Origin of the sequence: Pusillimonas caeni, assembly GCF_003545815.1 — a bacterium.
Classification (GTDB): domain Bacteria; phylum Pseudomonadota; class Gammaproteobacteria; order Burkholderiales; family Burkholderiaceae_B; genus Pusillimonas; species Pusillimonas caeni.
The window spans coordinates 598,453-617,858 of record NZ_PDUW01000002.1 but is presented as its reverse complement, the minus strand read 5'-3'; the positions used below and the strand labels follow the sequence as shown (position 1 = coordinate 617,858).

At 64.7% G+C, this 19,406-nt stretch carries 17 protein-coding genes; 9 read left to right on the top strand and 8 right to left on the bottom strand.

Annotated features, from left to right (window positions below; translation table 11 throughout):
* Nucleotides 1-50 precede the first annotated feature (50 nt).
* On the top strand, nt 51-1,577 hold the full coding sequence (locus CSC67_RS06715) for an FAD-dependent oxidoreductase (RefSeq protein WP_118993720.1): 1,527 nt from the start codon (nt 51-53) through the stop codon (nt 1,575-1,577).
* An 88-nt stretch (nt 1,578-1,665) separates the two neighbouring features.
* A complete protein-coding gene (locus CSC67_RS06710; RefSeq protein WP_118993719.1) occupies nt 1,666-2,667 on the top strand; it encodes an SDR family oxidoreductase in 1,002 nt (333 codons plus the stop codon).
* Nucleotides 2,668-3,237: 570 nt separating this feature from the next.
* Here CSC67_RS06710 and CSC67_RS06705 read toward each other — a convergent pair.
* The 4 genes from CSC67_RS06705 to ggt form a co-directional block, all read right to left on the bottom strand.
* Nucleotides 3,238-3,975: an amino acid ABC transporter ATP-binding protein gene (locus CSC67_RS06705; RefSeq protein ID WP_118993718.1), complete on the bottom strand. Its 738-nt coding sequence runs from the start codon at nt 3,973-3,975 to the stop codon at nt 3,238-3,240.
* A gap of 18 nt (nt 3,976-3,993) precedes the next feature.
* The gene (locus CSC67_RS06700) at nt 3,994-4,683 is read right to left on the bottom strand and encodes an amino acid ABC transporter permease (RefSeq protein ID WP_118993717.1); all 690 of its coding nucleotides are present in this window, start codon (nt 4,681-4,683) and stop codon (nt 3,994-3,996) included.
* 10 nt (nt 4,684-4,693) lie between these two features.
* Nucleotides 4,694-5,434, bottom strand: a complete 741-nt coding sequence (locus CSC67_RS06695) for an amino acid ABC transporter permease (protein ID WP_118993716.1) — start codon at nt 5,432-5,434, stop codon at nt 4,694-4,696.
* Between the two features lie 69 nt (nt 5,435-5,503).
* A complete protein-coding gene (gene ggt / locus CSC67_RS06690; protein WP_425337633.1) occupies nt 5,504-7,267 on the bottom strand; it encodes a gamma-glutamyltransferase in 1,764 nt (587 codons plus the stop codon).
* 224 nt (nt 7,268-7,491) lie between these two features.
* Between ggt and CSC67_RS06685 the strand changes: the two genes are divergently transcribed.
* From CSC67_RS06685 to CSC67_RS06655, 7 genes are all read left to right on the top strand, one after another.
* The gene (locus CSC67_RS06685) at nt 7,492-7,836 is read left to right on the top strand and encodes a hypothetical protein (protein WP_118993714.1); all 345 of its coding nucleotides are present in this window, start codon (nt 7,492-7,494) and stop codon (nt 7,834-7,836) included.
* Nucleotides 7,837-8,137: 301 nt separating this feature from the next.
* Nucleotides 8,138-9,307 carry an ABC transporter substrate-binding protein gene (locus CSC67_RS06680; RefSeq protein WP_167752780.1) on the top strand — a complete coding sequence of 390 codons (1,170 nt, stop codon included), beginning with the start codon at nt 8,138-8,140 and terminating at the stop codon, nt 9,305-9,307.
* 236 nt (nt 9,308-9,543) lie between these two features.
* Entirely contained in the window at nt 9,544-10,188 is a 645-nt protein-coding gene (locus CSC67_RS06675; RefSeq protein WP_118993712.1) for a nuclear transport factor 2 family protein, read from the top strand.
* A 38-nt stretch (nt 10,189-10,226) separates the two neighbouring features.
* Nucleotides 10,227-10,787: a MarR family winged helix-turn-helix transcriptional regulator gene (locus CSC67_RS06670; RefSeq protein ID WP_245220150.1), complete on the top strand. Its 561-nt coding sequence runs from the start codon at nt 10,227-10,229 to the stop codon at nt 10,785-10,787.
* A gap of 70 nt (nt 10,788-10,857) precedes the next feature.
* Complete coding sequence (locus tag CSC67_RS06665; RefSeq protein WP_245220149.1) at nt 10,858-12,624, top strand: FAD-dependent oxidoreductase; 1,767 nt, start codon at nt 10,858-10,860, stop codon at nt 12,622-12,624.
* A 12-nt stretch (nt 12,625-12,636) separates the two neighbouring features.
* Nucleotides 12,637-13,491 (top strand): intradiol ring-cleavage dioxygenase, encoded by an 855-nt coding sequence (locus tag CSC67_RS06660; protein ID WP_118993711.1) that lies wholly within the window; start codon nt 12,637-12,639, stop codon nt 13,489-13,491.
* Nucleotides 13,492-13,525: 34 nt separating this feature from the next.
* Nucleotides 13,526-14,590 (top strand): maleylacetate reductase, encoded by a 1,065-nt coding sequence (locus tag CSC67_RS06655; RefSeq protein WP_118993710.1) that lies wholly within the window; start codon nt 13,526-13,528, stop codon nt 14,588-14,590.
* A 92-nt stretch (nt 14,591-14,682) separates the two neighbouring features.
* On the opposite strand, the gene CSC67_RS06650 is transcribed toward CSC67_RS06655, so the two are convergent.
* The 4 genes from CSC67_RS06650 to CSC67_RS06635 all read right to left on the bottom strand — a co-directional run bounded on the left by CSC67_RS06650 (nt 14,683) and on the right by CSC67_RS06635 (nt 19,406).
* A complete protein-coding gene (locus CSC67_RS06650) occupies nt 14,683-16,521 on the bottom strand; it encodes a phosphoenolpyruvate carboxykinase (GTP) (protein WP_118993709.1) in 1,839 nt (612 codons plus the stop codon).
* Nucleotides 16,522-16,619: 98 nt separating this feature from the next.
* A complete protein-coding gene (locus CSC67_RS06645) occupies nt 16,620-17,018 on the bottom strand; it encodes a nuclear transport factor 2 family protein (protein ID WP_118993708.1) in 399 nt (132 codons plus the stop codon).
* Between the two features lie 185 nt (nt 17,019-17,203).
* Nucleotides 17,204-17,917, bottom strand: coding sequence for a type 1 glutamine amidotransferase (locus CSC67_RS06640; protein WP_118993707.1), 714 nt, complete (start codon nt 17,915-17,917; stop codon nt 17,204-17,206).
* A gap of 40 nt (nt 17,918-17,957) precedes the next feature.
* A complete protein-coding gene (locus CSC67_RS06635; protein WP_118993706.1) occupies nt 17,958-19,406 on the bottom strand; it encodes a glutamine synthetase family protein in 1,449 nt (482 codons plus the stop codon).

Sequence of the window (19,406 nt, the reverse complement as noted above, 5' to 3'; positions counted from 1 at the left end):
CGCACCCGGCCCCGCCGCCCGTTGCGGCCCGAATCCGAAAAAGGTGCGCCATGCGCGAGAACAAGATACAAACTTATTGGGAAGCCGTCGCGGGCGGTGCGCCCACCCACTACCCCGGTCTGGCGGACGATGCGCGCGCCGACGTCGTCATCGTCGGCGCCGGCATCGTGGGCCTGACGGCCGCCTACGAACTGGCGCGGGCCGGAAAGAAAGTCATCGTGCTCGAGGCCTTGCGCGCGGCGTCGCAGGTGACGGCCCGCTCCACCGCCAAGGTCACCTCCCAGCATGGCCTGATCTATGGACGCCTGATCCGCGACTTCGGCGAGGACAACGCCAGGCTATATGCGCAGGCCAACCAGGACGCCGTCGAACGCATCGCCGCCGTGGTCGATAAAGAACGCATCGACTGCGGCTTCGAGCGCAAGTCGGCCTACGTCTATGCCGAAAGCATAGACACCGCCTCCGAAGTCGACGACGAGGCCATGGCCGCCTCCATGCTGGGCCTGCCCGCCCGCCTGGTGAAGGACATACCCGCGCCGGTCGAGTGTACGGGAGCCCTGTGCTTCGATGACCAGGCGCAGTTCAATCCCGTGCTGTATCTGGCGGGCCTGGCGCGGGCCGTGGCCGCCACGGCGCAGCTGTATGAAATGAGCCGGGTCGTGGGGGTGGAGCAGGACGGCGAGATACAGCATGTCAAGACCGAGGCCGGCCACACCGTCACGGCCAGGCATGTCGTCATCGCGTCCCACCTGCCCGTCGTGCCGGAAGGAAAGTTCTACGCCAAGGCCTTCACCTTCAGCCACACCGTCGCCGCCGCGCCACTGGCCCCCGACTGCGAACTCGACGGCATGTTCATCTCGTCGGGCGAGCCCACTTATTCATTTCGCACCGACAGTTCGGGCGGCGCCCGGCACATCATCGCGGTCGGCCCCGAGTACAAGACCGGCGTGCCCGAAGATCTGTCCAAAAGCTTTGCCGACCTCGAAGTCTTCCTGCACGAAAATTTTTCCATCGGCCAGCCCGCCTACCGTTGGACCAACGAAGACTTCCGCTCCATGGACGGCATGCCCTTTGTCGGCAGGGCGTCCACTTCGACGCCCCAGCTCTACGTCGCCACCGGCTTCGATGCCTGGGGCATCACCAACGGCGTCGCCGCCGCGCGCATCATCGCCGACCTGATAATGCGGCGTGAGAACCCCTGTACCGAGCTCTTCGACGCAACCAGAATCAAGCCCCTGGTCGGCGGCACGGAATTCGTCAAAGAAAATCTCAAGTCGGCCAAGCAGTTCGTCGTCGACCGCCTGGTTCCCGATTCGTCCGACGGTGACGCCCACCTTGCCCTGGGCCAGGCCCGCGTCATACGCGAGAACGGATCGAGCATCGCCCGCTATCGCGATATGGACGGCAAGCTGCATGAACTCTCCGCTTCCTGTACCCACATGGGCTGCCTGGTCGAATGGAACGACGTCGACCTGACCTGGGACTGTCCCTGCCACGGTTCGCGCTTCGACTACGACGGCACGGTGCTGCACGGCCCGGCCAGTTCCCCGCTCGAAAAGCCCGAACCTTCCAGCTGAAGCCGCGGTTCGCTCTCCGATGCGCAAGGCACGGGGCTTGCCTGCCCAATCCCAGCCCATCAGCCACTTTTGTATCCAGGAGTTGAAGATGACCACAGGTAAACACGACGACGATCGCGCCCGAGCCGAGCAGACCGCCCAGAAGCAGCGTCGTCTGCAGGACGAACAGGACCGGCTCGACAGCCGGAAGGGCGGCTCGTCCGGAGGCGGCCAGCAGGACGCCGCGCAGACCGGCGCGCGCGAACATCCCGAACCGCCCATGCCGGGCCAGAAGCTGGAAAAGCCCGGCGAAGAAAGCGAGCTCGACCCCCGGCCGCAATTCATGGCCCCCGACTACCAGGGCAGCGAAAAGCTGCGCGGCATGTCCGCCATCGTCACGGGAGGCGACTCGGGCATAGGCCGCGCGGTGGCCGTGCTGTTTGCGCGCGAGGGCGCCAATGTCTCCATCATCTATTTGAACGAGCACGAAGATGCCAAGGAAACCTGCCGCCACATCGAGGCGGAAGGACGACGCGCCATCTGCATCCCGGGCGACGTCAAGAACCCGACCTTCTGCCGGGATGCCGTCAGGCAGACCATCGAGGCTTTCGGCCAGTTGGACATCCTCGTCAACAACGCCGCCTTCCAGGAGCATGCCGCATCGCTCGAGGACATCAGCGACGAACGCTTCGACGAGACCATGCGCACCAATATCTATGGCTATTTCTACATGGCCCGCGCCGCCCTGCCCCATCTCAAGCCGGGCTCCAGCATCATCAACACGGGCTCCGTGACGGGCCTTCGTGGCCAGGGCGAGCTGCTGGACTACTCGACCACCAAGGGCGCCATTCACGCTTTCACCATGTCGCTGGCCTCCAACCTGGCCAAGAAGGAAATACGCGTCAACGCCGTGGCCCCCGGTCCGGTCTGGACGCCGCTGAACCCCGCCGACCGCCAGCCGGAACAGCTCGAATCGTTCGGCAAGAGCGCCGAGCTGGGCCGCCCCGCCCAGCCCGAAGAGCTCTCGCCGGCCTATGTCTTCCTGGCCTCGCCCGTATGCTCCAGCTACATCACCGGGATCGTGCTGCCTGTGACGGGCACGCCGGGGTAGGGCATGGCGGCGGAGGCCTTTTTCGGTACCTCGGGCTGGGCGGAGCTTGTGTCTTCAAGGGCTGGCGTGTGCTTATTGTGAAGCTTTCGTTGGGTCCTTAAACGCCGCCGGAGGATAAAGTGCCTGCGCCGGGCGGTCGGGCGGTCCGAGGCAGCGCCCTCCAACGCCCGGCGCAGGCACTTTATCCTCCGACGGCTCATGTTCGGGCAAGCCATACAAGCCGGCGCTCTGCTGCTTGATGTGGTGATGTGGAGCATCGAAAAAGCTTCGGGAGCTGCCGAAGCCTTTATCACAGTCGCGGCCAGTCCCCATTGCAAGCCGTCGTGGACGAGGCCCATTTAGGCCGGGCGTTGGAGGGCGCTGCCTCGGACCGCCCGACCGCCCGGACTAAATGGGCCTCGTCCACGGCGGCGTTTAAAAACCCAATCTGGTACCTAATCTAGAATCCGATCTAGAGCCCGATCCAGCGCCCGACCTAGCATCCAATCGAGATACCAAGTACGACGCCATCCCTATACCCCAAACGCGTATCTACCTCAGCTTCAACAAGACAGCAACCAACGACAATCCTCAAGAATGCGACAGTATCTTCGAAAGAAACTGCTTCGCCCGCTCGGACCGTCCCTCCGGATCGCCAAAGAACTCCTCCTTCAGGCAGTCCTCCACAATCGCCCCCTCGTCCATGAACACCACCCGGTCCGCCACCTTGCGCGCAAACCCCATCTCGTGCGTCACCACCATCATCGTCATCCCCTCGCGCGCCAGGTCCACCATCACATCCAGCACCTCGTTCACCATCTCGGGATCGAGCGCCGAGGTAGGCTCGTCGAACAGCATCGCCACCGGGTCCATCGCCAGCGCCCGGGCGATCGCCACCCGCTGCTGCTGGCCGCCCGACAACTGCCCCGGAAACTTGTCCACGTGCGCGCTCAGCCCCACCCGCTCGAGCAGCTCGCGGCCCCGCCGCTGCGCCTCGGCCTCCTTGCGGCCCAGCACCTTCACCTGGGCCAGCGTCAGATTGCGCATCACCGACAAATGCGGGAACAGTTCGAAGTGCTGGAACACCATGCCGATCTGAGAGCGCAGCTTGGGCAGATTGGTATCGCGCGCGCCCACCGACACCCCGTTGATCCAGATCTCGCCCTCTTGAAACGGCTCCAGCCCATTCGCCGTCTTGATCAAGGTCGACTTGCCCGAACCCGACGGGCCGCACACCACCACCACCTCGCCTTTTTCCACCGAGGTCGAGCAGTTCTTCAGCACCTGGAAGGAACCGTACCACTTGCTGACATTCTTGAATTCAATCACTGCAAAACTCCTTGCACCTTAACGAGCGATCGCCATGCGCCGTTCGACCACTTTGACGAGGCGCGACGCGGTGTACGAAATAATGAAATAGACCACGGCCGCGAAAACGAACATTTCCACCAGCCGCCCGTCGCGCTGCGCCACGTTGTTGGCCGCCCCGAGAAAATCCGTGAGCGACAGCACATAGACCAGCGACGTGTCCTGGAACACCACGATCATCTGCGTCAGCAGCAGCGGCGTCATGTTGCGGAAAGCCTGCGGCAGCACGATCTTGCCCATCACCTGCCAGTAGTTCAGGCCCAGCGCATAGCCCGCGCCCGCCTGTCCGCTGGGAATCGACTGTATGCCTGCACGCATGATCTCGCAGAAGTAGGCCGCCTCGAACAAGATGAAGGTGATGAGCGCCGACGTGAAGCCGCCCACCGCAATCGGCCGGCCCGCCTGCGTGACCCAGCCCACGATGTAGGGCACCAGGAAATAGAACCAGAAAATGATCAGGATCAGCGGCAGTGCCCGCATCAAATTCACATATGTCCCCGCCGCGCCGGACAGCACCCTGTTGGAAGACAGGCGCATCATGGCCAGCAGGGTGCCCAGTATGATGGCGCCCACCGTCGACAGAACCGTCAGCTTCAAGGTAAACGCCAGGCCCACCTTGAACAGGTAGGGCGCCGTGCGCACGATGGTGTCGAAATCGAATCCGGTCATCTTGCGCCCCTTACCTTGCCGCGCCCAGGTAGCCGGGCACCTGCAGGCGTCGCTCGATGCAGCGCATGCCCGCCACGACCAATATATTGATGACCAGGTACAGCACCGTCGCCGCCGCAAAAGATTCGAAGATCTGGAAGGTGAATTCCTGCATGGCCCGCGCGGCCCCGGTCAGCTCGAGCAGGCCGATGGTGAACGCCACGGACGAGTTCTTGATGAGGTTCAAGGCCTCGGACGCCAGGGGCGGCATGATGATGCGCGCCGTCATGGGCAGCAGCACGTAGCGGTAAGACTGCGGGCGCGTCAGGCCCAGCGCCGTCGCCGCCATGCTTTGCCCCCGCGGCAGCGATTCGATGCCCGCTCGTATCTGCTCGGCGATACGGGCCGACGTGAACAGGCCCAGGGCGACCACTGCAGTCCAGAACGTGCTCCAGGTAGGGTCGGCGGCCTTGATGGCCTGTCCCAGCGACTCGGGCACCACCTCGGGCATGACGAAGTACCACAGGAATATCTGCACCAGCAGCGGCACGTTGCGAAACAGCTCTACATAGCCTGCGCACAGGCGCTCGAGCCAGCCGATGCGGCTGGTGCGCAGCACGCCCACCACCACTCCGAATACAAGCGCAATGACCCACGCAGCGGCCGATGCCCCCAGCGTCCAATAGACTCCGCGAATCAGCGTATAGAGATAGGTGCCCGTGCCGTCCGGCGACGGGTCCCAGAAAACCATCCAGTTCCAGTTGTAATTCATGACGATGCTTCAAGCCCGGTTTTGGAATGCCGTGCATTCCGGATCATACGTATCGTAAAGACATTCACTTCAATCGCCCAGCACTTTGCCTTCGCGCCGCGGGTCGGCGCCCCCCGACAGGCCATGCTCGTCGATGACGATGCCCTGCAGGCCGCTGGGAAATTCGTGCACGCTGACGTCGTGGCCCATGGCCCGAAGCGGCTGCGCCAGCTTTTCCAGCGGCGTGCCCCGCTCCAGCTCGGTCTGCTTGTTGCGGCTGCCGTAGTGCGGCAGAGAGACAGCCTGCTGTATGTCCAGCTTCCAATCGATCACGCCGACCAGCGTCTGGGCCACGTAGTTCATGATGGCGCTTCCGCCCGGCGAGCCAATCGCCATGTAGGGCTTTGCGTCGCGAAACACGATGATCGGCGCCATCGTGCTGCGCGGGCGCTTGCCGCCTTCGACACGGTTGGCCACCAGGCGCCCCTGGGCATCGACGGGATTGTGTGAAAAATCGGTGAGCTGATTGTTCAGCAGAAAGCCATGCACGAAAATCTTGCTGCCGAAGGCGGACTCTATCGTGGTGGTCATGGACAGCATGTCGCCCTCGGCGTCCACGACGACGATATGGCTGGTGGAGGGAATCTCCAGCGCGTTGTCGCGCCCCAGCGACGCGAGGCGCGACACCGGATCGCCCGGCGGCGCAACGCCCATGCTGCGGTCAGGGTCGATGAGCGCCGCCCTGGCCTGGAGATACGCCGGATCGATCAACGCCTTGGCCGGCACATCGACGAAGTCCGGGTCGGCGACGTAGAAGTCCCGATCCGCATACGCCAGCCGTCCCGCTTCCGAAAAATAGTGCACCGCCTCGAGACCGAGGGGAGCAAACTGCGACATCGGAAATTGTTCGAGCATGCCCAACATCTGCAGGACGCCCAACACGCCCGCGCTGGGCGGCGGCACGCCGCAAACGCGATACAAGCGGTACGTGCCGCATAAGGGCTCCCGTTCCTTTGCCCGGTAACGCGACAGATCGGCCAGCGTCATGTCGCCCGGCGTCTCGTGCGCCCGCACCGCCGCAACGATGCCGCGGGCGATGGCGCCCGTGTAGAACGCGTCGGCGCCCTGCTTTGCCACCCGGCGCAAGACCTCTGCAAAGTCGGGATTCTTCAACACATGGCCCACCGGCCAGGGCCGGCCCCGTTCGTCGAGAAAGTAGGCGGCCGCGGCGCCCTGGCTGGCCAGCGCCTTGTTTTCAGAGACGAGCTTATGCAGCCGGGGCGACACCCGGAAGCCCTGCTCCGCGAGCCGGATCGCAGGCTTGAACAGCTCGGACCAAGGCAGTTTGCCCTGCCGTTTGTGAGCCAGCTCCATGGCCCGCAAAACACCGGGCACCCCTACCGACAACCCGCTATTGACCGCAGCGCCGTATGACAGCGTCCGGCCGTCGCGCATGAACCGGGCGGGCTGCGCCGAGGAGGGCGCGGTTTCACGGCCGTCGTAGACCTTGAGTTGCTGCGTCGCGCTGTCGTAGTACACGATGAAGGCTCCGCCGCCTATGCCGGACGATTGGGGTTCGGTCAGATTCAGCACCAGCTGGGTGGCGATGGCGGCGTCGATGGCGCTGCCCCCTTGGCGCAGCATGTCGTAGCCCGCTTCCGAAGCCAGGGGGTTTGCGCTTGCGACCATGAAGCGCTCGGCGCGCACCAGCGGCTTTTCCGCGTAGCCGCTGCTTCCCTCGGGATTCTTGTCCTCGTCGGCCGGCGACGCCGGCGGCGCGGCGCAGGCCGCCATGGCCATCCCGCACGCCAGCGCCGCCCAGGCCGCCACGCATCGCTTCGCTCTGATCCGCATCTCAATCAAAAAAACGTTCCTCCTCGAATGCCAATATAGTGCATGGCCTTTCACAATCTGTACGAACTCTGACTTTTTTCGCCTTGGCCGAAACACAAAAGTTACCAAACACCCCGCATCGAGGCGAATTGGTTTCAGTCCGCTGCAAAACGGCTTTTGTCGCTTGCACGCCCCATAGCCCGTGGCTACGCTTCAACCATCACGCAACAGGAATGGAGCCTCACATGAAAACGCGATCCAGTCTTGCCCGTCTCACAGCCGTAGGCCTATTGGCTTTCGCCATGGCCGGCTGCGCAAACGCTCGAGACAGAAAGACCGACAACACCTTGATCGGCGCGGGCCTGGGCGCGGCCGCCGGCGCCGTCATTTCACAGGGCGACCCGCTCTACACGATAGGCGGTGCGGCCGCCGGGGGCCTGCTGGGCAATATTCTGACGGAAGAACCCCGCTATCGTTCGCGCGGCTGGGACAGGGGCCGCCACTATCACCCCGCGCCTCATCGCCATGTGGACAAGCGCTACTACAAGGGCCCCAAGCACCATCACCGACATCACCGTCGCCATCGCTGACTGACCCGGGGCGGCGGACAATGCGTGCCATTGCGCCGGTCACATTCCGAACACTCAATATCGAGCCGTCGGCTCGCCATGATTGCATGGCGAGCCGCTTCCTTATGTGCTTCTTTCATGCGGCGCGCCGTTGGGATCCCGTAAAAATACCGGCAAGACAAAGCACACTGAATATGACAAAATGAATTAGGACCTGTGCAATTATTTTTTCTCCGGTCATAATTTCAGTGATGTAGAAAAATGCTAGGTCCATCCGCCCATGGATGGCGCACAATAGCTAACAACCTGTGGAGAAGACACAATGAAACGCCTTTTGAAGACCGTGCTGGCGACGGGCATTCTGGCCGCCGCTACATCCGTTCAGGCAGCCGAGCCTTTCAAGATCGGGCTCATCCTGCCCATGACCGGCCCCTTCGCCTCGACCGGCAAGCAGATCGACGCCGCAACGCGCCTGTACGTGCAGCAGCACGGCGACACGGTCGCGGGCCGCAAGATCCAGATCATTCTCAAAGACGACACCGGCCTGGCCCCGGAAGTCACCAAGCGCCTGGCCCAGGAACTGGTCGTGCAAGAAAAAGTCAACGTGCTGGCCGGCTTCGGCCTGACGCCGCTGGCCTTCGCCGCAGCGCCGGTGGCCACGCAGTCCAAGACGCCCATGGTCGTCATGGCCGCCGCCACCTCGTCCATCATGGAAAAATCGCCCTACATCGTCCGCACCTCGCAGACGGTGCCGCAGATCGTCACGCCCATGGCGCAGTGGTCGGCGCGTCCCGAGTCCGGCATCAAGAAGGTCATCACCCTCATCTCCGACTACGGTCCGGGCCATGATTCCGAAAAAGTCTTCGTCAAGGAATACACCAAGCAGGGCGGTGAAATCCTAGACTCGCTGCGTGTTCCCTTGCAGAATCCCGATTTCGCTCCCTTCATCCAGCGCGTAAAAGACGCCAAGCCCGACGCGGTCTTCATCTTCGTGCCCTCGGGCGCGGGCACCGCCCTCATGAAGCAGTTCGCCGAAAAAGGCCTCAAGAAGGCCGGCATCCAGCTCATCGGCACGGGCGACGTGCTCGACGACGACCTGCTGCCCAGCATGGGCTCCGAAGCGCTCGACATCGTCACCTCGCAGCACTATTCGGCCGCCCACGATTCGCCCGAGAACAAAGAGTATGTGGCTGCCTTCCGCAAGCTCACCAACAACTCCATGCGCCCCAACTTCATGTCGGTGGGCGGCTATGACGGCATGCACCTGATCTACGCCGCGCTCGAGAAAGCCGGCGCCGATGCCACCGGCGACCAGCTCGTCGAAGCCATGAAGGGCATGAGCTGGACCAGCCCGCGCGGCCCCGTCTCCATCGACCCCGAAACCCGCGACATCGTTCAGAACGTCTACATCCGTCGTTCTGAAATGGTCGACGGCCAGATCTACAACGTCGAGTTCGAAACCTTCAAAGACGTGAAAGACCCCGGCCTGTAAGCCCTGCCCTCGGCGCCGCATGCTCTCGTGCGGCGCAGTCCCTCTGCCGGCCGCTCCAGCGCAAATCAAGACGCGCCGCAGCGGCCGGATCCATTCCGGGGCTGATACCGCCCATGCGCCAACCCGCCCGGGGAAGGCGCGTTGACGACATAGTCAGGCGGTATTACCATGTTTTCCCATTGCCAGGCGCCGCCCGCGGCGCACCGGCATCACACGTAAACCGAGAAGGAAGCAACATGGACCAGGAGTTTCAGCACCGGCTGCAGATTGCCGAAGTCGTACAGAACTGGGCGGTATGGCGCGACGCCGGTTTCTGGGAGCGCTTTGCAACCGTATGGCATGACGACGGCTGGATGTCGGCCACCTGGTTCCAGGGTCCGGCGTCGCAATTCATCGAAGTCAGCCGCCGCGGCTTCGAGAACGGCGTTTCCATCCTGCATTTCCTGGGCGGCTCCAGCGTCGACGTCAAGGGAAAGCGCGCCATCGCGCAAACCAAGATGACGATCAGCCAGCGTGCCGAGGTCGATGGACAACGTGTCGACGTGCTGTGCACCGGCCGCTTCTACGATTTCTTCGAGCAGCGCAGCATTGCGGGCAAGGACGAATGGCGCATCGTGCGGCGCCAGCCCATTTACGAGAAAGACCGCATGGACCCGCTCGACCCGGCCGCCCGCCTCGAGCTCGACCAGAGGCTGCTGCATCAGTTTCCCCAAGGGTATCGCCACCTTGCCTATCTGCAGTCGCGGCTGGGATTCAAGATCAAGCCCGACATGCCTGAACTTACCGGCCCCATCGTCCAGGCCCTGTATCAGCGCGGCCGCAAGTGGCTCGACGGCGCCGACTCCGCCTTCGACGAACCCCCCGCTCCCAGCGGCATATAACAAAACCCTCCCACCGTCCAAAGACGGCGGTACGACACATGAACTTCGGCCCCTTGCGGGCCAGCCTCCCGATGCCCACCACCAGAAACAGCAAACCCAAGACCCGCGCCGCGGCTTCCCGCAATGCTTCCGAGCCCGCGCGGCCGCATGCCGCCGATCCGGGCTGGCGCCGCGAGAACATCGGCCGCCTTCTCAATGACGCCATCGACCGCTTCGAAAGCGGCATTCTGCAGCAGATGGAAGACGCGGGCTACCACGGCTTCTCGCTGAGCCACATCACCGTGACGCGCAATCTCGACCTGGCCGGCACCCGCGCCACCGAGCTGGCGCGGCGGGCCGGCATCACCAAGCAGTCGATGAGCGAGCTGATCCATCAGCTGGAAGCCAGCGGCATCGTCGAGCGACAGCCCGACCCCGCGGACGGCCGGGCCAAGATCGTCTACTTCTCTAAAGCGGGCCTGGCCTGGCTGGAGGCCTTCGGCTCGGCGTTGCACAACGCCGAGCAGGAAATGGCCGGCGAGCTGGGCGCGGACACGTTCGCGGCGCTGAAACGGGCCCTCTCCGCTTACGCTTACGCGCAGCGCGCCGACGAAGGCTGAACGGCCATTGACAAACTGGTCAGGCATCCTTACTATTATTGGCATGGATCCCACTACCCGAGACACTCCCATGCTTCCTGATCGTTCGAGCCAGTGCGCATTTCCTAATCAGATAAAAGCAACGCGGGCCACAGCAACGCATACGACGGCTTCCGTCGCCATCATAGGCGGCGGCCCCTGCGGCCTCATGCTCGCCAACGAGCTGGGCCGGCGCGGCATCACCGCCGTGCTCGTCGACGACAAACCCAGCACCGCCTTCAACCCGCAAGCCAACGCCACCCAGGCGCGCACCATGGAGCACTACCGGCGCCTGGGCTTCGCCGATGAAATCCGCGACCTGGGCCTGCCCAACGACTTTCCCACCGACATCGCCTACTTCACGCGCTTTGCCCGCCACGAACTGGCGCGCTTCAGCCTGCCCTCCGCGGCCGAGGCCAAGACGCGCATCCACTCGCTGTCCGGCTCGTGGAGCGCGGCCGAACTGCCCCACCGGGTATCGCAGAAATATGTCGAGCAGGTGCTGCGCAAGCATGCCCAGAAGCTGCCCGGCATCAGCATCCATTACGGCTGGCGCATGACGGCTTTCCACGATGCCGGCGATAAAGTCGTCATCGACGTCGAAGACGTCGAGAGCGGCCGCCCGCATCGCATCGAAGCCGACTACATGGTGGGCGCCGACGGCCCGCGCAGCATGACGCGCGAACAGCTCGGCTTCCGCTATACCGGCGAAACCGGCATCAAGCGCGATTTCATGGGCGGCCGCATGTATGCCGTCTACGCCCGCGCGCCCGCCTTCTACGAGGCCGTGCCGCATGCGCGCGCCTGGATGAACGTCTGCGTCAACCCCGAGCGCCGCGCCTTCATGGCCACGGTCGACGGCAAGGGCGAGTTCGCCTTCCATACCCAGCTGAAAGAAGGCGAAGACGAAAGCCGGCTCACGGCCGATGACGCGCGCCGGATGTTCCAGGCGGGCGTCGGCGTCGACATCCCTGTCGAGGTGCTGTCCCACGGCACCTGGACGGCCGGCCACTCCTTGGTCTCCGACGGCTTTCAAAAAGGCCGCGTCTTCCTGGGCGGCGATGCCGCCCACCTGTTCACTCCCACGGGCGGCCTGGGCTACAACACCGCGGTCGAAGACGCCGTCAACCTGGGCTGGAAACTGGCCGCCGTGCTGAAAGGCCAGGCGAATCCCGCCCTGCTCGACTCCTACCAGGCCGAACGCCAGCCTCTGGCAATTCGCAACACAGGCTATGCGCGCGGCTTCGCCGACTCGCTGGGCCTGTTCAAGCCCGCCCCCGAAATCGAGGACGACAGCCCCGCCGGAGAAGCCGCGCGGCGCGAGGCGGGCGCGCACATGGCGGCCCACGGCCGCGCCGAGTTCAACATTCCGGGCATCACCTTCGGGGGACGCTACGACGGCTCGCCCGCCATCATTTCCGATGGCAGCGCACCGCCGCCCGACAAAGCCAACGAGTATACGGCCACCGCCTGCCCCGGCGGGCGGCCGCCGCACATGTGGCTGGATGACAGCCGCTCGTTGTACGATGCCTTCGGGTTCGAATGGACGCTGCTGTGCATGGGCGCGGATAATGAAGGCTTGCCATTCCAGGACGCGGCCCGCGCAAAAGGCCTGGACCTGGCCGTGGTGCACGAGCCGCGGGCACGCGGTCTGTACGAGGCCGATTTCGCGCTGATACGGCCCGACCAGATCGTCGCCTGGCGGGGCGATTCCTGCCGCGACGCCGCACGCATATTCGACACATTGCTGGGCGCCGGTAAACAGCTTCCCAGCCTCGACACACTTCGGGGCGGCCCGGCAGCAAAAACAACCGCATAATAGGAGACCCAGATGCGCGACCTGAACGAGCACACGCTTACCGACGAAGTCATCTCACGCTTCGCAAACAGTAAAAGCCCCCGCATCAAGCAGATCAGCGAAGCGCTGGTGCGCCATTTGCACGACTTCGTGCGCGAGATCGAACCGACCCAGGAAGAATGGGAATTCGCCATCGACTTCCTGACCCGCACCGGTCATATGTGCGACGACAAGCGCCAGGAGTTCATCCTGCTGTCCGACGCGCTGGGCGTGTCCATGCTGGTGGACGCCATCAATCACCGCATGCCCGAAGGCGTCACCGAAACCACCGTCTTCGGCCCCTTCTATGTCGAAGGCGCCAAGCAGTACGAACTGGGCGGCGACATCACCGAAGGCGTGTCCGGCACGCCCATGCTGATCACCGGCACCGTCTCGGACCAGGACGGCAAGCCGCTGGCCGGCGCCACCGTCAACCTGTGGCAATCGGACACTGAGGGCTTCTACGACGTGCAGCGCCTCGACTCGCTGGCCTTGCGCGGCGTCCTGCATACCAATGACCGGGGCGAATTCAGCTGTTGGACGGTGCGCCCTTCGGCCTACCCCATTCCCGACGACGGCCCGGTCGGCCAGATGCTCGAGGCCCAGGGCCGCCATCCCTACCGGCCCGCCCACGTGCACTTCATGATCGAAGCACCGGGGTTCCAGAAGCTCGTGACCCACGTCTTTGCCGACGGCGACACCTATCTGGACAGCGACGTGGTGTTCGGCGTCAAGAACTCGCTGATCCGCGAGTACGAAATGCGCGAGCCCGGCCAGGCGCCGGACGGCCGCGACATGACCGAGCCCTACGCCTACCTGCACTACGACTTCCGGCTAAAGCGGGCTTGAATCAAGCAACGGCATCCAACCAGCGAGACCGCACATGGACCATGAATTCATCTACGAAGCGCTGCCGACCCGTGTCGTGTTCGGCGACGGCAAGCTCGCGGCCCTGCCCGCGGAAATCGACAAGCTCGGCGCGCGCCGTGCATTGGTGTTGAGCACGTCGGCCCAGGCCGGCTGGGCCGGCCAGGTGGCCAAAGTGCTGGGCGAAAAATGCGTCGGCATCTTCAGCGAAGCGGCCATGCATACGCCCGTCGAAGTCACCGAGCAGGCGATGCAGCAGGTAAAGGACCTGGCCGCGGACTGCGTCGTGGGATTGGGCGGCGGCTCGACCATCGGCCTGGGCAAGGCCATCGCCCTGCGCACCGGCCTGCCGCAGATCGCCGTGCCCACCACCTATGCCGGCTCTGAAATGACGCCTATCCTGGGCCAGACCGAAAAGGGCGTCAAGACCACCCTGCGCGACGCGCTGGTACTGCCCAAGACCGTCATCTACGATGTCTCGCTGACCCTGTCGCTGCCGCCGGCCCTGTCGGCCACCAGCGGGCTGAACGCCATGGCCCATGCCGTCGAGGCCCTGTACGCGCAAGACCGCAATCCCATCGTCTCGCTGATGGCCGAGGAAGGCATCGCCGCGCTGGCCCAGGCGCTGCCCGGCGTCATCGCCGACCCGCAAGACCGCGACGCCCGCGCCCGCGCGCAATACGGCACCTGGCTGTGCGGCATCTGCCTGGGTTCGGCCGGCATGGCCCTGCACCACAAGCTGTGCCACGTGCTGGGCGGCACCTTCGACCTGCCCCACGCCGAAACCCACGCCATCATGCTGCCCCACACCGCCGCCTACAATGCGCCCGGGGCGCCCGAGGCCATGCGCCGCGCCGCCCGCGCCCTGAAGGCCGACAGCGCGGCCGAAGGCTTGTGGTCGCTCGCAGGGCGCATCAAGGCCCCGCGCGCGCTCAAGGACATCGGCATGCCTGAGTCCGGCATAGCCAAGGCGACCGAACTGGCCATGAAGAATCCCTATTGGAACCCCCGCCCATTGGCCGAGAAAGACATCGAGGCGCTGATCCGCCGCGCCTGGGCCGGCGAGGCGCCGCAAGCCTGACGCTTCATGCAACAAGGGGCCCACAAGGGCCCCTTGTTGAAAGGGATACGGCCGCCGCGCTTCCATGCGGAAAAAGCGGCGGCCCGGACAGCCTACAACTGCGCGCTGAGACGCGTCTGATGGCTGGCCAGTTCGGCCGGCAGGTGGTCGCGCAGCTTGTCGAACAGCTCGGCATGCAGGCCCAGCTCTTTGCGCCAGGCCTCGGCGTCGATGGCGGTGATGGCCTGGAATTGCTCGCTGGTGAAATCCAGCCCGTCCCAGGTGATGTCCTCGTAGCGCGGCGACACGCCGAAGAGGTTCTCCTGGCCCTGGGCCGTTCCTTCGATGCGTTCCAGCATCCATTTCAGCACCCGCATGTTCTCGCCGAAACCGGGCCAGATGAACCTGCCGTCGGCGTCGGTCTGGAACCAGTTGACGTAGAAGATGCGCGGCAGCGTCGCGCCCGACTGCTCGAGCCGCTTGCCCAGGGCGAGCCAATGCGCGAAGTACGCCCCCATGCTGTAGCCGCAGAAAGGCAGCATGGCAAAGGGGTCGCGGCGCACCACGCCCTGCTTGCCCGCCGCCGCGGCCGTGGTTTCCGAGCCCTGCGTGGCGGCCATGTACACCCCTTCCACCCAGTTGCGCGCCTCGGTGACCAGCGGCACGGTGTCGGAGCGCCGGCCGCCGAAAATGAAGGCGTCGATCGGAACGCCCGCGGGATTGTCCCACTCGGGATCGATGACGGGATTCTGGTCGGCGGCCACCGTGAAGCGCGCATTGGGATGGGCCGCCTTGCGGCCCGAATCAGGCGTCCAGTCCTTGCCCTGCCAGTCGATGCAATGGGCGGGCGCCGGCCCCATGCCCTCCCACCATACGTCGCCGTCGTCGGTCAAGGCTACGTTGGTGAACAGCACGTTCTCGCGCAGCGACGCCATGCAGTTGTAGTTGGTCTTTTCGTTGGTGCCCGGCGCCACGCCGAAATAGCCCGCCTCGGGGTTGATGGCATACAGGCGGCCGTCGGCGCCCGGCTTGATCCAGGCGATGTCGTCGCCGATGGTGGTGACCTTCCAGCCCGCCAGCGTCCGGGGCGGGATCAGCATGGCGAAATTGGTTTTGCCGCAGGCCGAGGGAAAGGCCGCCGCCACGTGCATCTTCTTGCCCGTGGGCGACGTGACGCCGAGAATCAGCATGTGCTCGGCCATCCAGCCCTCGTCGCGTCCCATGCTGGAAGCAATGCGCAGGGCGAAGCACTTCTTGCCCAGCAGGGCGTTGCCCCCGTAGCCCGAGCCGAACGACCAGATTTCGCGGGTTTCGGGATAGTGAACGATGTATTTGGTCTCGTTGCAGGGCCAGCGAACGTCTTTCTGCCCCGGCTGCAGGGGCATGCCGACAGAATGCACGCAGGGCACGAAAGCGCCATCGGGCCCCAGCACGTCGTACACCTTGCGGCCCATGCGCGTCATGATGCGCATATTGGCTACCACGTAGGGCGAATCGGTAAGCTCCACGCCGATATGCGCGATGGGCGAGCCCAGCGGCCCCATCGAGAACGGAATCACGTACATGGTGCGGCCGCGCATGCAGCCCGCGAACAGGCCTCCCAGCGTCTGGCGCATGCTCTCCGGATCGACCCAGTTGTTGGTGGGGCCGGCGTCTTCCTGCTTTTGCGAACAGATGAAGGTGCGGTCTTCGACCCGCGCGACGTCCGAGGGATCGGACCACGCCAGGTAGGAATTGGGCCGTTTTTCAGGGTTGAGGCGGCGCAAGGTGCCGGCCTGCACCATCATCTCGCACAGCCTGTCGTATTCTTCCTGGGAGCCATCGCACCATTCGATGCGGTCCGGCTGGGTCAACTCGGCGATCTGTCCCACCCACTGCTTGAGAGCGGAATGCCTGACCCAGTCGGGCGCATTGACATTGGGGGCGGGATCGGGCACTGCTGCGGCGTTCATACGCGGGTCTCCTTGATGTGAGCCTGATGTTCAGTTCACTTTATATATCGTCTCGCCCCGGCCATAAAGCCCGGCGGGGCAACGAAACGAGTCTGCGGTTACAGAGTTTTGGTTTCGGGCGGAATCACGGTAGAGGCCCACGATGCCAGCAGCCACCGGCCGTCGCGCTCGACCCACACCGATTGGAAGAGGTTGTTGAGGTCCTTTTTCTTGCCCCCGCTTTCGATCTGCATGATGACATGGCCGTGCATGACCGCCACTGGGCCATACAGCCGAACCTGGGCGCTTTGCCGTTGCGCCGCCAGATAACGGGTCCGGCCCTCGCGCAGGGACTGCAGATATTGTTCTTTGGTGTCGACCACGGCCGAGGAATGCGTGTAGACGACATCGTCGGCCAGCACGCGCGCCAGGGCGTCCAGATCGTGGGCCAGCATGGCCCGGCAACGCTCGTCGTCGGCCTCGAACAGGCGGCGCTCGGCATCGGATTGCATGTTCATGTCTTGTCTCCTTTGAAGCCTAAAGATACTGCGACGCGGCGCGTATTACCAGCGCTCAGTACACAAAGCATGTCGATTATCCCCTCCCGGAAGGTTTTCAGGGGGGCAAATCGGCACGGGCGCACGCCATCCGCGCGCCCAGGGACACGATTTTTGCAGAGTGCGGGCTTGCCAGCCCGCGGCGGTCAATGCTTCAGACCATGGATCCAGCGCGCATAGGCCTTGCGCAGCATGGCGTGCATGGCGGCCGTGCGCCGGTCCAGGTCGGCCTCGATTTCTTCGCGCGTATTGACGGCGGCGGCGCCCTTGGCCAACTCGCGGTCCATCACCTTGCCGTTGGCGCGCACGTAGACGTCCACCAGTTCGGGCGTCATTTCCAGATGGAACTGCATGGCCAGATGGCGATCGTCCAGCACGAAGGCCTGGTTGGGGTACTGCGCACTGGCGGCCAGCCGGCGCGACCCGTCGGGCAGGCTGAAGGCGTCGCCGTGCCACTGAAAGACTTCGCCCGCGCCCTCGCCGAACCACTCGGCCGCTTCGGGAACGGGTTCCAGATCGACGTTCTGCCAGCCGATCTCCATGGACGGCCCGCGCTCGACCTTGCCGCCGAAGGCGGCCGCCATCACCTGGCTGCCCAGGCAGTGGCCCGCCACCGGTATGCCCTGCCGGCGGGCCCGCTCGACCAGGCGGATCTCGTCGTCGATCCAGGAAAGGCCGTCGTTGACCCCCATGGAGCCGCCCATCAGGATAATGCCGCTGAAGACGGACGGGTCATCGGGAATGGGCGCGCCGTCCATCACCGGCACCAGCACCCAGGGGACCCCCAGCTCGTTCAATACCGTGATGACGGCGCCGGGCCGACCGACGTGGGTGTGCTGGAAAATCGCGATGGGTTTCATTGAAAGTGTGTCTCCCTGGGCGACGAATCGCCGGTAAAAGTCAGAACAGGCCGAAATACTCCCGATGCTCCCATTCGGTGACAGCCTGGTTGAAACGGGACAGCTCGGCCTCTTTGATGTGGCAGTAATAGTTCACGAACAGGGGGGTCAGCTGCTCGCACAGGTACTCGTCCTGGCGCAAGGCGCGCAAGGCGTCGGGCAGCGAACGGGGCAGCGGCTCGGTCGTGTCTTCATAAGGCACGTCGGCGCTGGGACAAGGCTCCAGCTTGCGGCGTATGCCGTCCAGCCCCGAAAACACCTGCGAGGCCATATACAAATAGGGGTTGGCCGTGGGTTCGCCCACCCGGTTCTCGATGCGGGTCGCCGCCTCGCCCACCCCGCCGAGCACTCGCAGCATGGCGCCGCGGTTGTCCCGGCCCCAGCTTGCCCGGTCGGGAGCCAGCGAGAATGAACGATAGCGGCGGTAGCCGTTGATGGTGGGCGTGGACAAGGCCGCCGCGCCGCCGGCATGGGCCAGCAGGCCGGCCAGATACTGGCGGCCCAGCTCGGAAAGATCCTGCCCCTGCTGCTCGGGAATGAATAGATTGCGGCCGGTGGCGGCATCGCACAGCGACTGGTGCAAATGCCAGCCGCTGGACATCACGTTCGGAATGCGCGGGCGGCACATGAACGTGGCGTGATAGCCGTGGCGCTGGCACACCTGCTTGACCGCGCTGCGCACCAGCACCATTGCGTCGGCGGCCAGCAGGCCCGGCATGGGTCCGAAGGTGAGTTCGAACTGGCTCGGGCCGAACTCGATCTCCATCGAATGAACCGGCAGCTTCAGGCCCTGCATGGTGGTGCGCAGCAGCTCCATGAGCTCTTCGCTGGCGTCATAGCGCTGTTCGGTCAGATACTGGTAGCCATGGCTCAGCAGCGAAACCTCGGGGGGAATCCCTGGCTGGCCCGGGGCGCTGCCGTCATGCAGGCCCATTCTCGGGTCTTCGACCCGGAACACATGGAACTCGACTTCGAGGCCGGCCACCAGGGCCATGCCCCGCTCCTCGAGCCCCGCCAGCGCGCGGCGCAGGATGCTGCGCGTCTCCAGCGGCGCGGGGCGGCCGTCGGTCATATAGGCGTCGCACAGCACCCAGCCGGTACGCGGCGACCACGGCAAGATGCGGAAAGTGGACGGGTCGGCCACCATGACGAAGTCGGCGGCGCCCTGCATGCCGTCGAAATTGAAGCCGCCGCCCGCCGAGAACACCGGAAACACAGTGAGGTGGGACGTGTCCTTGGCGAACAGCGTGGTCGTCATATTGACCCCGCCCCGCAAGGCGCCTACCGCCTCGGACGCCACCAGCGTCTTGCCGCGCAAAATGCCGTGCTGGTCGGGAAAGGCAAAGCGCACCACGTCCACTTCGCCGGACTCCAGGCGGCGCGCCAGCTCTTCCGCCGCGCCCGCCTGTTCAGGCGTCCAGGCGTCGTACTTCTCGACAAAACTTGCCAT